Annotated in this window: 11 protein-coding genes; 6 read left to right on the forward strand and 5 right to left on the reverse strand. The window is 60.9% G+C overall.

Annotation, left to right across the window (positions count from 1 at the left end; translation table 11 throughout):
• Nucleotides 1–36 precede the first annotated feature (36 nt).
• Nucleotides 37–975 (reverse strand): class I SAM-dependent methyltransferase, encoded by a 939-nt coding sequence (locus PSH80_RS11500; RefSeq protein WP_305420267.1) that lies wholly within the window; start codon nt 973–975, stop codon nt 37–39.
• Between the two features lie 192 nt (nt 976–1,167).
• Here PSH80_RS11500 and mdeB point away from each other — a divergent pair, with 192 nt between their 5' ends.
• The gene (gene mdeB / locus PSH80_RS11505; RefSeq protein ID WP_057959538.1) at nt 1,168–3,846 is read left to right on the forward strand and encodes an alpha-ketoglutarate dehydrogenase; all 2,679 of its coding nucleotides are present in this window, start codon (nt 1,168–1,170) and stop codon (nt 3,844–3,846) included.
• Nucleotides 3,847–3,994: 148 nt separating this feature from the next.
• Here mdeB and PSH80_RS11510 read toward each other — a convergent pair whose 3' ends face one another.
• Together PSH80_RS11510 and PSH80_RS11515 are read right to left on the reverse strand one after the other, a co-directional pair.
• Nucleotides 3,995–4,483: a DUF1289 domain-containing protein gene (locus tag PSH80_RS11510; RefSeq protein WP_057441896.1), complete on the reverse strand. Its 489-nt coding sequence runs from the start codon at nt 4,481–4,483 to the stop codon at nt 3,995–3,997.
• A gap of 36 nt (nt 4,484–4,519) precedes the next feature.
• Nucleotides 4,520–5,410 carry a LysR substrate-binding domain-containing protein gene (locus PSH80_RS11515; RefSeq protein WP_057959539.1) on the reverse strand — a complete coding sequence of 297 codons (891 nt, stop codon included), beginning with the start codon at nt 5,408–5,410 and terminating at the stop codon, nt 4,520–4,522.
• Between the two features lie 112 nt (nt 5,411–5,522).
• On the opposite strand from PSH80_RS11515, the gene PSH80_RS11520 reads away from it, so the two are divergent.
• Entirely contained in the window at nt 5,523–6,533 is a 1,011-nt protein-coding gene (locus PSH80_RS11520) for a zinc-binding alcohol dehydrogenase family protein (RefSeq protein ID WP_282405774.1), read from the forward strand.
• 83 nt (nt 6,534–6,616) lie between these two features.
• Nucleotides 6,617–6,916, forward strand: coding sequence for a putative quinol monooxygenase (locus PSH80_RS11525; protein WP_057441906.1), 300 nt, complete (start codon nt 6,617–6,619; stop codon nt 6,914–6,916).
• 52 nt (nt 6,917–6,968) lie between these two features.
• Here the strand turns inward: PSH80_RS11525 and PSH80_RS11530 are convergent, their stop codons facing one another.
• Complete coding sequence (locus tag PSH80_RS11530; RefSeq protein WP_170045163.1) at nt 6,969–8,219, reverse strand: ribonucleotide-diphosphate reductase subunit beta; 1,251 nt, start codon at nt 8,217–8,219, stop codon at nt 6,969–6,971.
• Between the two features lie 224 nt (nt 8,220–8,443).
• Here PSH80_RS11530 and PSH80_RS11535 point away from each other — a divergent pair, with 224 nt between their 5' ends.
• Nucleotides 8,444–8,911: a GNAT family N-acetyltransferase gene (locus PSH80_RS11535; RefSeq protein WP_057439736.1), complete on the forward strand. Its 468-nt coding sequence runs from the start codon at nt 8,444–8,446 to the stop codon at nt 8,909–8,911.
• 255 nt (nt 8,912–9,166) lie between these two features.
• Here PSH80_RS11535 and PSH80_RS11540 read toward each other — a convergent pair.
• Nucleotides 9,167–10,695 (reverse strand): IS3 family transposase gene (locus PSH80_RS11540; RefSeq protein ID WP_370693699.1). Its coding sequence is split into 2 segments (ribosomal slippage): nt 9,167–10,254 and nt 10,254–10,695, totalling 1,530 coding nucleotides; the frame shifts between segments, so codons are not numbered across the junction.
• A gap of 890 nt (nt 10,696–11,585) precedes the next feature.
• Between PSH80_RS11540 and PSH80_RS11545 the strand changes: the two genes are divergently transcribed.
• On the forward strand, nt 11,586–12,026 hold the full coding sequence (locus PSH80_RS11545) for a cytochrome c (protein WP_057439734.1): 441 nt from the start codon (nt 11,586–11,588) through the stop codon (nt 12,024–12,026).
• Nucleotides 12,027–12,029: 3 nt separating this feature from the next.
• Nucleotides 12,030–13,451 (forward strand): cbb3-type cytochrome c oxidase subunit I, encoded by a 1,422-nt coding sequence (locus PSH80_RS11550; RefSeq protein WP_057959561.1) that lies wholly within the window; start codon nt 12,030–12,032, stop codon nt 13,449–13,451.
• The last annotated feature ends 35 nt before the right edge of the window (nt 13,452–13,486 follow it).

Consider the following 13,486-nt stretch of genomic DNA (forward strand, 5'->3'; position numbering starts at 1 on the left):
TTGGGTTGAGCGTAGCAAGCGCAGAAGGATTCGGCATCAGCCCTGACGGAACACCAGGGCCTTCAGACCACTTTGCGGATCAATGTCGGGAAATTCCGGCGGGTTTGCCAGGCGCAGCTCAAAACGCAGCCCCGGCGCTTCGCGGGTGACGCCCTCGATCAGGAAGCCTTCGCCCAGCGCCGGGTCATTCATGCAGGCCAAGACCGTGCCTTGGGGTGTCAGCAGGTCGGGCAGGCGACGCAGCACGCGCTGGTAGTCCTTGGTCAGCAGGAAGCTGCCTTTCTGAAACGACGGCGGGTCGATGATCACCAGGTCATAGGGGCCGCTGCTGGTGACTTTCGCCCAGGACTTGAACAAGTCATGCCCCAGGAAGCTCACCTTGCCCAGGTCATGGCCATTGAGCCGGTGATTGTCGCGACCCCGGCTCAGGGCGCCACGGGCCATATCCAGGTTGACCACATGCTCGGCCCCGCCCTCGATGGCGGCCACGGAAAACCCGCAGGTATAGGCAAACAGGTTCAGCACTCGCAAGCCACGGGCGTGTTCGCGCACCCAGTTGCGGCCGTAGCGCATATCCAGAAACAGCCCACTGTTCTGCTTTTTGCCCAGGTCGATGCGATAACGCAGGCCGCCTTCGGTGATGGTCAATTCCTCGACCCTCTCGCCCCACAGCCATTCGGTGGTGCTTTGCGGCAAGTAGCGATGTTGCAGGGCCAGAGTGTGGGCGCCGGCCTGTTGCCATTCGCGGCTTTCGCAGAGCTCGCGCAGTTGGTGTTGCAAGGCTTGCAGTTGCGCGGGCTCAGGCTCCTTGAACAACGAAACCAGCACCACGCCTTGCAGCCAATCCACGGTCAACTGCTCCAGTCCCGGCCAGCAACGACCCCGGCCGTGGAACAGGCGACGGGTTTCCACGGGCACGTCACGCAGGGCGGTCAGCAAGTGAGTGTGGAGCAGGGCGAGGGCGTCTGGGGTCATCGGGCAGCGTCGATCATTAAACGGGCGGCATTTTAAACACAATTGCGTTGACTCAGGTGAAGGAAGCACAACGTGCTTTTAATCAGCCATGTTTAAGCGTTTTGTGCTGCAAATCGCCCTTTGACCTACCCAGAACAGTTAAAAAATCCTTTTGGGCAGACATAAACTGGAAAAAACAGCTCGGAGGTGCCCATGAACGGTTTCGTAAAGACAGTCAATCAAACAGCCATTGACCAGCAGGAGCTCACCGAGTGGCGCGACGCCCTGGACTCCCTGGTACGGCATGCCGGCTCGGAGCGCGCGCGGGAGATCCTCGATATGCTGGCCGATGCCGGCAATACGCCAGCCATCGGTTGGAAACCGCGCCACGGCACGCCCTACATCAACAGCATCGCCGTAGACCAGCAGCCACACTTTCCCGGCGACCTGGCGACCGAAGAGCGCCTGGCCTCGCTGGTGCGCTGGAACGCCCTGGCCATGGTGGTGCGTGCCAACCAGGCCTATGGCGAACTTGGCGGCCATATCGCCAGCTATGCCAGCGCGGCGGACCTGTTCGAGGTGGGTTTCAACCATTTTTTCCGTGCCCGTCACGACAACGTTGGCGGCGACCTGGTGTTCTACCAGCCGCATTCCGCGCCCGGTATTTACGCGCGGGCCTTTCTTGAGGGGCGCCTGAGCGAGCAGGACCTGGCCCACTATCGCCAGGAGCTGGGCGCGGTCAAGGCCGGCGCCCGTGGCCTGTCGAGCTATCCGCACCCGTGGTTGATGCCGGACTTCTGGCAGTTCCCCACCGGCTCCATGGGCATAGGCCCGATCAGCTCGATTTTCCAGGCGCGCTTTATGCGTTACCTGCACCATCGCGGCTTGCAGGACACCACCGACCGGCACGTCTGGGGTGTGTTCGGCGATGGCGAGATGGACGAGCCGGAAAGCATGTCAGCCCTGACCCTGGCCGCCCGCGAAGGCCTGGACAACCTGACCTGGGTGGTCAACTGCAACCTGCAACGCCTCGATGGCCCGGTGCGCGGTAATGGGCGGATCATCGACGAGCTGGAGGCACTGTTTGCCGGTGCCGGTTGGAACGTGATCAAGCTGGTGTGGGGGTCGGACTGGGACGCCTTGCTGGCCAAGGATGAGGACGGCGCGTTGGTGCGCACCTTGTCCCAGACCGTGGACGGGCAGTTCCAGACCTTTGCCGCCAAGGACGGTGCCTATAACCGCGAGCACTTCTTTGGCCAAAATGAATCCCTGGCCAAGCTGGCGGCCGGCTTGAGCGATGAGCAGATCGACCGTCTCAAGCGCGGCGGCCACGACATGCTGAAAATCCATGCTGCCTATCACGCCGCGCGGCGGGTCAAGGGGCGCCCTACGGTAATCCTGGCCCAGACCAAGAAAGGCTTTGGCATGGGCGAGGCCGGGCAGGGCAAGATGACCACCCACCAGCAGAAAAAACTCGATCGCGACGCGCTGATCGGCTTTCGCAACCGCTTCCAGTTGCCCCTGAGCGACGAGCAGACCGAATCCCTGAGCTTCTACAAACCCGCCGCCGACAGCGCCGAAATGCGCTACCTGCACCAGCGCCGCGCAGCCTTGGGCGGTTATGTGCCCAGCCGCAGCCAGAGCGCTGAACCGGTGCCTGTGCCGCCAGTGAGTGGCTACGGCGGTTTTGCGACCCAGGCCGAAGGCAAGGAAATGTCCACCACCATGGCCTTTGTGCGCATGCTCAGCAACCTGCTCAAAGACAAGGCCCTGGGCCCGCGCATCGTGCCGATTGTCGCCGACGAGGCACGCACCTTCGGCATGGCCAACCTGTTCAAGCAGATCGGCATTTATTCCAGCGTCGGTCAGCGCTACGAGCCGGAAGATATCGGTTCGATCCTCAGCTATCGCGAAGCCACCGACGGGCAGATCCTTGAGGAAGGCATCAGTGAAGCCAGCGCTATCAGTTCCTGGGTCGCGGCGGCCACCAGCTACTCGGTGCATGGCTTGCGCATGCTGCCGTTCTACATCTACTACTCGATGTTCGGTTTCCAGCGCGTGGGCGACCTGATCTGGGCCGCCGCCGACCAGCGCGCCCGGGGCTTTTTGCTCGGCGCCACGGCGGGGCGTACCACCTTGGGCGGCGAGGGCCTGCAGCACCAGGACGGCAGCAGCCACCTGATGGCCGCGACCGTGCCCAACTGCCGTGCTTACGACCCGGCGTTTGCCGGCGAATTTGCGGTGATTCTCGACCACGGCATGCGCCAGATGCTTGAGCACGATGTGGACGAGTTCTACTACGTGACCCTGATGAACGAAAACTACCCGCAACCGACCCTGCCCGAAGGCGTCGAGGCGGCGATTATCAAGGGCATGTACCGCCTTGAGGGCAGTGCCGGGGCCAAGGTGCGCCTGCTCGGCTCCGGCACCCTGGTGCGCGAGGCCCAGGCCGCCGCGCAGTTACTGGCGGACGATTGGCAGATCGACAGCGAGGTATTCAGCGTGACCAGCTTCAGCGAACTGGCCCGCGATGCGCGTGAGGTGGAGCGCTGGAACCGCCTGCATCCACTGCAAATCCCGCAGCGCAGCCACCTGGCGACCTGCCTGCCCGACGGCGCGCCGGTGATTGCCGTCTCGGACTACGTGCGGGCGGTGCCGCAGATGATCGGTTCCTACCTGGGGGCCCACTACACCGTGCTCGGCACCGATGGCTTCGGGCGCAGCGACACCCGTGCGGCGTTGCGCGATTTCTTCGAGGTGGACCGCCACCACATCGTGCTCGCCGCGCTGGCCGCCCTGGTGGAACAGGGCAGCCTGGAGGCGCAGGTGTGTCAGCGGGCGATTGAGCGATACGGCCTGCACACCGAGCGTGCGGCGTCGTGGACTCACTGACACCTTAAGGTAAATGAGGACCAATTGTGGGAGCGGGCTTGCTCGCGAAGGCGTAGTGTCGGTTGGTGCATAGGTGACTGATCCACCGCCTTCGCGAGCAAGCCCGCTCCCACACAAGCCCGTTCCCACAGGGGGGGTTGGGTGTGCTTTAGAGGGTAGCAATCAACGCCGGCCCAAACGCCTCGCGCAAAAAATCCGGCGCGATGTAGCGCTGGTAATGCGCCTGCGACAACAGGAAAAACTCCCGATCAATCGCATCACGCAAATCCGCCAGGTGCCGCTCGCGAAACTCCGGTAGCAACGCCAAGCCATACGCATCCAGCCTGGAAATCACCCGCGCGCCCCGGGCAATCAGTTGATAGGCCCAGCAATAAGGCGACTGGTGCGGCATAAAACGGATCTTGCGCTCTTCCAGTTGCTGGCGCAGGCGCGCCGGGTCAAACACCTCCAGCTTGCTGGTCATGACCTGCACCAGCAACTGCTCAAGGCGCAGCCAGACCGCTTGTTTTTCCTCGGCGCTGTAGCCATTCCACTGAATGACTTCATGGTGATAGCGCTTGCAGCCACGGCACACCAGGTCGCCATACACGGTGGAACACAGGCCGACGCACGGCGTCTTGATGGTTTGATTGGGCATAAAAACCGCGTCTTTCCTAATCCACTACAAAAGGGTTCACAGGCGCTGCAGAGCGCTGAACTGCTGGTTCAACCACTGATACAACTGGGTGACCGCCCGCGACATCTGCCCGCGATGGGGGCAGGCGAAGCTCAAGGGGTACACATCCCCGGGAATCTCCGGCAACAGCACCACCAGGCGCTGGGCCTGCACATCGGCATACACATCCAGCCAGGTCTTGTAGGCGATGCCTTCACCGGCGACGGCCCAGCGCCGCACCACATCGGCGTCGTCACTGAACAGGGGGCCGGTGACTTGCACGGTCTGTTCGCCTAGCTCCCAGCGGTCATGCAGGCGGCCGTTTTGCAGGTAGAGCAGGCACGGGTGGCGGCTCAGGTCGTCGACGGATGTCGGTGTGCCGTGGCGCGCCACGTAGTCCGGTGATGCCACCAGCACCCGGCGGTTCCAGGGCGCCAGGGGCAGGGCGATGTAATTGGCGTCCTCGTTCCAGCCATAACGCAGGGCTACGTCCACCGGGTCGCGAAACAGGTTGGTGACCTGGTCCGACACCAGAAAGCGCAAGCTCAACTCAGGGTGCTGGCGGCGAAACTCGGTGAGCATCGGCAGCAGGATATTGCGCCCCAGGTCCGACGGCGCGGCGATCTGCAAGGTGCCACGCAGTGGCGCGTCATCGCCGCGCAAGCGTTCGCGGCCCAGCTCCAATTGCTCCAGCACGCCACGGGCGGTGGGCAGGTACTGTTCGCCCTCGGCGCTCAGGCGCAGGCTGCGGGTGGTGCGGGTAAACAGGCGCACCTCCAGCTCCCGCTCCAGGCGCTTGATCGCCGCCGCGACCTGGCCCGGCAACAGGTTGGCCTCCACGGCCGCGGCGGTGAAACTGCCCAGGGCGGCGCTGCGCAGAAACAGCCCGAGATCATCGATGCGGATCATTTTCACTCCAACAATGAAAGTGTTGCTGCATTTTGTCGATTTTTCTTCTCCCTGGGAACGGTAAAGATGCAAGCCATCGAGGGCCATCGCCCCTCATCACTCGTGAGTTCCCATGAAAGCAATTACCTTTACCGAGCATGGCCTGCCCATCGACGACCCGCGCTCGCTGATTGATGTGAATATCGAAGCCCCGCAGCCGGGCCCTCGGGACCTGCTGGTGGAAGTGCAGGCCGTGGCGGTCAACCCGGTCGATACCAAGGTGCGTTCCGGCACCTTTGCCAAGGAGCCGAAAATCCTCGGCTGGGACGCGGCGGGCATCGTGCGCCAGGTGGGCGCCGACGTGACCCTGTTCAAACCGGGCGACGCGGTGTACTACGCCGGCTCCCTGATCCGCTCCGGCAGCTACAGCGAGTTCCAGGTAGTTGATGAGCGCATCGTCGGCCATCATCCGCGCACACTGGATGCGGCGCACGCCGCCGCCTTGCCGCTGACCTCGATCACCGCCTGGGAGCTGCTGTTCGACCGCCTGGGCGTGACCGAAGGCGGCGGCGAGGGGGATGTGCTGCTGGTGGTCGGTGCTGGCGGCGGCGTGGGTTCGATCCTGGTGCAACTGGCCCGTCAACTCACCAACATGACGGTGATCGGCACGGCTTCGCGCCCGGAAACCATTGGGTGGGTCCAGCGCATGGGGGCCCATCATGTGATCGACCATCGCCGGCCGATGCTGGCCCAGCTCCAAGCGTTGGGCATTGACGCGGTCAGCCATGTCGCCAGCCTCACGCATACCGAGGAGTACCTGCCGCAACTGGTCGAAGTGCTTCGCCCACAAGGGCGGCTGGGGTTGATCGACGATCCCGCCAGCCTGGATGTGATGCCGCTCAAGCTCAAATCCTTGTCCTTGCACTGGGAACTGATGTTCACCCGCTCGTTGTTTGAAACGGTGGATATGATCCAGCAACACCACCTGCTCAACCGGGTTGCACAACTGATCGACCAGGGCGTGTTGCACACCACCCTGGGCGCACATTTCGGTGCGATCAACGCGGCCAATATGCGCAGCGCCCATGCCCTGGTCGAAAGCGGCAAGGCGCGGGGCAAGATTGTGCTTGAGGATTTCCAATGAACACCCTGATCAAAGCCATGGGCTTATCGCTGTGTATGATGCTCGCTGCATGTGCCAGCCAACCTACCAACGGAGTCGCCAGCATGACCAAACCTTTGATATCCATCGCCGTACTCAAGGCCAAGCCAGGCCAGGAACAAGCACTCAAGGCAGGCCTGCTGGCCTTGGTCGAGCCAACCCGCACCGAGCCTGGCAACCTGGATTACGTGTTGTTCGAACTGCGTGATGAGCCGGGCACGTTCTATATGCGTGAAGCGTTCAAAAACCAGGCGGCCCTCGATGCGCATTTCGCAATGCCGTACTTCCAGCGCTTTGCCGCCACGGCGGATGACTTGCTCCAGGAACCCCTGAAACTGATCTTTCTTGAGCAAGTCTCGAACTGATGCGTGGCGCCTGATAGATCGCTATCGCCGGCAAACCGGCGATAGCATTGGATCAATCCCAGCTCAACGCCCCACCAGTCTGATACTCGATCACGCGGGTCTCAAAGAAGTTCTTCTCTTTCTTCAAGTCCATGATCTCGCTCATCCACGGGAACGGGTTAGTGGTCCCTGGGTATTCTTCCTTCAAGCCGATCTGCGACAGGCGACGGTTGGCGATGAACTTGAGGTAGTCCTCCATCATCGCCGCGTTCATGCCCAACACGCCGCGCGGCATGGTGTCGCGTGCGTATTCGATCTCCAGCTGGGTCCCTTGCAGGATCATCTGGGTCGCTTCTTCCTTCATGTCGGCATCCCACAGGTGTGGGTTTTCGATTTTGATCTGGTTGATCACGTCGATGCCAAAGTTCAGGTGCATCGACTCATCGCGCAGGATGTACTGGAACTGCTCGGCCACGCCGGTCATTTTGTTGCGGCGGCCCATGGACAGGATCTGGGTGAAACCGCAGTAGAAGAAGATGCCTTCCAGCACGCAGTAGTAGGCGACCAGGTTGCGCAGCAGCTCTTTGTCGGTGTCGACGGTGCCGGTTTCGAACTTCGGATCGGAGATCGAACGGGTGTATTTCAGGCCCCAGGCTGCCTTTTTGGCGACCGATGGAATCTCGTGGTACATGTTGAAGATCTCGCCTTCATCCATGGCCAGCGATTCGATGCAGTACTGGTAGGCGTGGGTGTGGATCGCTTCTTCGAAGGCCTGGCGCAGGATGTACTGGCGGCACTCCGGGTTGGTGATCAGGCGGTACACGGCCAGCACCAGGTTGTTCGCTACCAACGAATCCGCAGTGGAGAAGAAGCCCAGGTTGCGCATGACGATGCGACGTTCGTCGTCGGTCAGGCCTTCGGGGTTTTTCCACAGGGCGATGTCGGCGGTCATGTTGACCTCTTGCGGCATCCAGTGGTTGGCGCAGCCGTCGAGGTACTTCTGCCAGGCCCAGTCGTACTTGAAGGGTACGAGTTGGTTGAGGTCGGCGCGGCAGTTGATCATGCGCTTTTCGTCAACGGCGACACGGGCGGAAGCGCCTTCGAGTTCGGCGAGGCCTTCGGCGACGTCGAGTTTGTCCAGGGCAGCCTTGGCGCGCACGATGGCGGCGGAGTCGTTGGCGGTGACGGCGCGGGCTTCGATGGCGGCGGCAGCGCCGGCACCGTCGAGGCGGTCCATGTTGGCTTCGGTGGCGTGGCCGGCGTTGGTGCCACGGATGACCGCTGCACCGGTGTCTTCGTTGTCGACTTCGTCCCAACTCAGCATGAAATACTCCTTCCTGGTCTGTTCTGGCGGCGTATGAAACCGTCCAGAAAACTCGATGATTACCGGCTTCGCACACTATGTAGTGGTCGGCTGCCTGGGTGGGCACACTATATGGTGTGTCGGAAAGTTGGTCAACGCACAACATGTGCGGTCTTCGGTCGCTGCCCGGCGCAAGATCGGCTATAACGCCTGGGTTTACTGGCCACACTCGGAATCTCAAGGGAATGAAAAATCTACTGATCCGCCCAGCGACCCCAGAAGACGCCGAGAGCATCTTCCTGGTGCATAAAAACTCCGTCGAAAACCTGTGCAATGCCGACTACGGTCCCGAGCAGATCGCCATGTGGCTCGACGGTCGCTCACCTGAGACCTACCGCTCGGCCATCGACGCGGGCAACCTGTGGTTGGCTTGCAACGACAGGCTCCAGGGCTTCGTGGAGATCGACGGCCATGAAGTCAGCAAGTTGTTTATTCGTGGAGAGGCAGCCGGGCAGGGGCTTGGTGCGCGTCTGCTGGCCGAGGCTTTGCAGCGGATCGCCGCAGCTGGGCATGACAGGGCCTATCTGGAGGCGACCCTGACCGCCGAAAAATTCTATGCCTCGCATGGCTTCCGCAAGATTGGCGAGGGAACATTCAGCCGGGGCAATAGCCCGGTGTCCATTGAGATCATCAAGATGGAGCGGGCTTTGTAGTTCGGTGCTCTACCAGTTGCTTCTTGCTGGTCCTGCAAGACTGCCTGCGTCTGCTCTGGAAGACGGGAGTTGTGATCCAGGCAAAGGCCAGTGTGTGCAACGTTCGCTATCAGTAATGTGGGGTTCTTCAGGGGTGGGGTTGGGTACATATCCGTTGCTGCGGTCACGGCCACTTAGGGTTCCGCTTTTACAGCGGGTCACTTTTGGAAAAGAGCGGTACGTGTCAAGGTACCTGTCGCCTTAGTACTGCTGCGGCTAACCCATTGCGCCCTTAACTTCAGGGCGTTCTGGGTTCAAATACACCGCATCTGCCAACTTCCAGTTGCGTGTCCTGGTACTCCAGCGGCTCGGATTAGCTTCTCTGGCATCTTCATATAGCGCCACTCGGGCTTGTAATAGAGCTGTCGCCTTGCCTTCGTGGCGCTCGTTCGGCGTCACGTATTTCAAGGCGCTGTGACGATGATCTTCGTTGTACCACTCGATAAATTTTTGTACCCAAAGTCTTGCTTCTGTGAGGGTATCAAACGGTTGGTCCGGCCAGAGTGGGCAGTACTTTGCGGTACGAAAAAGTGCTTCGGCGTATGCATTGTCGTTGCTCACGCGCGGTCGGCTAAATGACGGCTCTACGCCTAGCGAAACCATGCTTTCACGCAGCAAAGAGCCTCTCATAACGTGACCATTATCCGAGTGCAGCACCAATGGACGACCGGCCGTGTGTTCGCGTAAGCAGCCCTTTTCGAGCAGTTCGCACGCATGCTCAGCGCACTCCACCTCATGCACCTCATTGGCGACCAATTTACGGCTGTAGATGTCCTTGACCATGTACCAGTAGAAAAAACGGCCCTTGACGGTGCTGGGTAACCAGGTGATATCCCAGCACCACACTTGATTGGGGCCGTCAGCACAATGCGTTGTCAGCGCCCTGCGTTTCGGAGCTTTGGCACGACCACGGCGCACGTTTTGATTAGCCGCTTTTAACACGCGATAAAACGTCGACTCCGAAGCCAGATAGATACCCTCATCCGCCAGCTTAGGAACGATTTGGTGCGGTGTGAGGCTGGCGTAGCCAGCCTGACTGGCCGCATCAAGCACCGCTTGGCGCTCCGCTTCGCTGAGTTTGTTTGACGGCGCTGCCCGCTGAGCCAGCAGGCGCTTGTCGCAGGCGGCGTATCGCCAACGTTGAACCGTGCGCAGGCTCAGTCCCAGCTCGTTGCACGCCCGATATCGACGAGCCCCACCGAGCACCGCCTCGGCAATCAACTGCATGGCTTGCGTACGATCAGAGGCGCTGATCAGTCTTCCTTGTCCTTGCCCCAGATCGCATTGGCTTTTTTTCTGAGTTCCAGCAAAGCCTCCGCCTCAGCACGTCCAGCATCGGATTGGATCAACTGACGTTCCAGCTCTTTGATTCGTCGTTGTTCGGCAGTTTTCTCTGCGCTGGGCTTCAGGTCAGCCAGGGTATTGGCGTTTTGACAGGCTTCGCGCCACTGCTGGATTTGCTCCGGATAAACGCCCTTGATTCGGCAGTATTGGGAGATTTCCACCTCGCTCAACGGAGCGGTTTCCATGACAGCATTGAATTTATCGGCGCTGGACCATTGATCACTGGTTTTGCCGTTTCCCGGCACGATCAAACCTTTATCTCTAGCCATTTGTCTCCAGTTACGCAGTGACTGTGGCGTGAGGTTGAGCGCAACGGCAAGGTCTGCCACTGAGCGATTGAGGGGCGGCATCATTTGCAGAACGGCCCAGTCTTTGAATTCGTCGTCATAACGCTTGGACATTGCTACACACCTTCGCCCTCTTGAATAATTGAGTCAATCAACAAGCGCGACAGGTAGCCTGACACGGAGGGAGAGCCCCAAAAGTAACCAAAAGGGCTCTTGCCCCACCACTCGGTGCCTCGCCTAGGCTCGGCATGCCCGCAGTCAGGCATTGCTCCGTGGGCCCGCCGCGATCGGCCATCCATGGCCGTGTCGCGGCTACCCCGGCATCCATGCCGGGGTGCCCACTGCGCAATACCTGCCTGCGGCCATCGTGGTTTAACGGGGCGCCTAAGATCAAAAGCCAGATCAAAAGCAGAGCAACAGCAAAGCCGGGGTGCGAAGCTGCCTTCCCCTGTGGGAGCTGGCTTGCCTGCGATGGCGGTTCATCAGCCAATACATTTATCGACTGATACATCGCCATCGCAGGCAAGCCCGCTCCCACAGGAGTCCGCGCACGCTTCGACGATCAGGTCGGCTGTCAGGCCGCCTCGCTTTGCTTTTGATCTGAGGCGCCCCGTTAAACCACGCTGGCCGTCATCCGATATTGATTTGGGGGGTAAACCGGCAGGACGCCGGTTTAGCCGCGCTGGGCCATGGATGGCCCATCGCGGCGGCCCCCCAAATCAATGTCGGATGACGGGCACACCGAGCCTGGGCGAGGTGCCGAGTGGTGGGGCAAGAGCCCTTTTGGTTACTTTTGGCTGGGCCGGCACTCCGGGCTCTTTTCCAAAAGTGACCCGCTGTAAGAGCGGAACCAATAGCCGCCGTTACCGCAGCAACGGATATGTACCCAACCCCAACCCCACCCAATACCCGACCAAAACCATCAGCATTTCTTGATCGCCATCAAGCAGCTTTTACCCCCTCACTTCCTATCATGGTCCCTGCCAAGCAATGAGGAAGCGACCATGTCAGAGACCTTCACCAAGGGCATGGCCAGGAATATCTACTTCGGAGGAAGCGTGTTCTTCTTCCTGATATTCCTGGCCCTGACCTACCACACCGAACAAACCTTTCCCTCTCGCAGTAATCAGGAGCTACTCACCGAATCCGTGGTCCGCGGCAAGGGCGTCTGGGAGCGCAACAACTGCGTCGGCTGCCACACCTTGCTGGGCGAGGGCGCGTACTTTGCGCCGGAACTGGGCAATGTGTTCAACCGCCGTGGCGGCGATGAAGCGTTCAAGCCATTCCTGCACGCCTGGATGAAGATGCAACCCTTGGGCGTTCCGGGCCGGCGCGCGATGCCGCAATTCAACCTCAGCGATCAGGAGGTGGACGATATGGCCGAGTTCCTCAAATGGAGCTCGAAGATCAACACCAATGGCTGGCCGCCAAACAAGGAGGGCTGAGGGATGCGTACCGTCAATCCATATCTGAAATTCCAATCCCAGGCCGTCGCCAAACCCTACTTTGTATTCGCGCTGATCCTGTTCCTGGGCCAGGTGCTGTTCGGTTTGATCATGGGCCTGCAATACGTGATCGGCGACTTCCTGTTCCCGCTGATCCCGTTCAACGTGGCCCGCATGGTCCACACCAACCTGCTGATTGTCTGGCTGCTGTTCGGGTTTATGGGCGCCGCCTACTACCTGGTGCCGGAAGAGGCCGACCGCGAGTTGCACAGTCCCAAGCTGGCGATCCTGTTGTTCTGGGTGTTTGCCGCCGCCGGCGTGTTGACCATTCTCGGTTACTTGCTGGTGCCCTATGCGGCCCTGGCCAAGTTGACCCATAACGAACTGCTGCCGACCATGGGCCGTGAGTTCCTGGAACAGCCGACCATCACCAAAATGGGCATCGTGGTTGTCTGCCTGGGCTTTCTCTACAACATCGGCATGACCCTGCTCAAGGGCCGCAAGACCACCGTGAGCATGGTGATGATGACCGGGCTGATCGGCCTGGCGGTGTTCTTCCTGTTCTCGTTCTACAACCCGGGCAACCTGGCGCGGGACAAGTTCTACTGGTGGTGGGTGGTGCATCTTTGGGTGGAAGGCGTGTGGGAGCTGATCATGGGCTCGATGCTCGCCTTTGTGCTGATCAAGGTCACCGGCGTCGACCGTGAGGTCGTGGAAAAATGGCTGTACGTGATCATCGCCATGGCCCTGATCACCGGGATCATCGGCACCGGTCACCACTTCTTCTGGATCGGCGCGCCTGAGGTGTGGCTGTGGGTCGGCTCGATCTTCTCGGCCCTGGAGCCCCTGCCTTTCCTGGCGATGGTGATGTTTGCCTTCACCATGGTCAAACAGCGTCGCCGCCAGCACCCGAACCGGGCAGCCACGTTGTGGGCCAAGGGCACCACGGTCACGGCGTTCTTCGGCGCCGGGGTCTGGGGGTTCCTGCACACCCTGGCACCGGTCAACTTCTACACCCACGGCACCCAACTGACCGCCGCCCACGGCCACCTGGCGTTCTTCGGTGCCTACGCGATGATCGTCATGACCCTGATCAGCTACGCCATGCCCCGCCTGCGCGGTATTGGTGAAGCACCGGATGCACGCTCGCAGACCCTGGAGATCTGGGGCTTCTGGATGATGGTCCTGTCGATGGTGATGATCACCCTGTTCCTCACCGCTGCCGGTGCCGTGCAGGTCTGGCTGCAACGCTGGCAAGTGGACGGTGTGGCGCTGCCGTTCATGGCCACCATGGACCACCTGACGGTGCTGTTCTGGGCACGCCTGGCCAGTGGCGTGGTGTTCCTGCTCGGCCTGCTCTGCTACCTGTGGAGCTTCCGGCAGCGGGGCAAGGGCTTGAACTCTGCCGCTCCCGTGACGGCTTAACCGGTAAACGTCAATCCCCAAGAGGGCGGCCCGGC

Origin of the sequence: Pseudomonas sp. FP818, assembly GCF_030687335.1 — a bacterium.
Taxonomy (GTDB): Bacteria; Pseudomonadota; Gammaproteobacteria; order Pseudomonadales; family Pseudomonadaceae; genus Aquipseudomonas; species Aquipseudomonas shahriarae.

Excerpts from the sequence above, each read along its gene's own strand:
- PSH80_RS11520 (WP_282405774.1), top strand. The coding sequence starts at position 5,523 with ATGAAAGCAATTACCTTTACCGAGCATGGCCTGCCCATCGACGACCCG.
- PSH80_RS11500 (WP_305420267.1), bottom strand. The coding sequence starts at position 975 with ATGACCCCAGACGCCCTCGCCCTGCTCCACACTCACTTGCTGACCGCC.
- PSH80_RS11535 (WP_057439736.1), top strand. The coding sequence starts at position 8,444 with ATGAAAAATCTACTGATCCGCCCAGCGACCCCAGAAGACGCCGAGAGC.
- PSH80_RS11550 (WP_057959561.1), top strand. The coding sequence starts at position 12,030 with ATGCGTACCGTCAATCCATATCTGAAATTCCAATCCCAGGCCGTCGCC.
- PSH80_RS11515 (WP_057959539.1), bottom strand. The coding sequence starts at position 5,410 with ATGATCCGCATCGATGATCTCGGGCTGTTTCTGCGCAGCGCCGCCCTG.
- mdeB (WP_057959538.1), top strand. The coding sequence starts at position 1,168 with ATGAACGGTTTCGTAAAGACAGTCAATCAAACAGCCATTGACCAGCAG.
- PSH80_RS11530 (WP_170045163.1), bottom strand. The coding sequence starts at position 8,219 with ATGCTGAGTTGGGACGAAGTCGACAACGAAGACACCGGTGCAGCGGTC.
- PSH80_RS11525 (WP_057441906.1), top strand. The coding sequence starts at position 6,617 with ATGACCAAACCTTTGATATCCATCGCCGTACTCAAGGCCAAGCCAGGC.
- PSH80_RS11510 (WP_057441896.1), bottom strand. The coding sequence starts at position 4,483 with ATGCCCAATCAAACCATCAAGACGCCGTGCGTCGGCCTGTGTTCCACC.
- PSH80_RS11545 (WP_057439734.1), top strand. The coding sequence starts at position 11,586 with ATGTCAGAGACCTTCACCAAGGGCATGGCCAGGAATATCTACTTCGGA.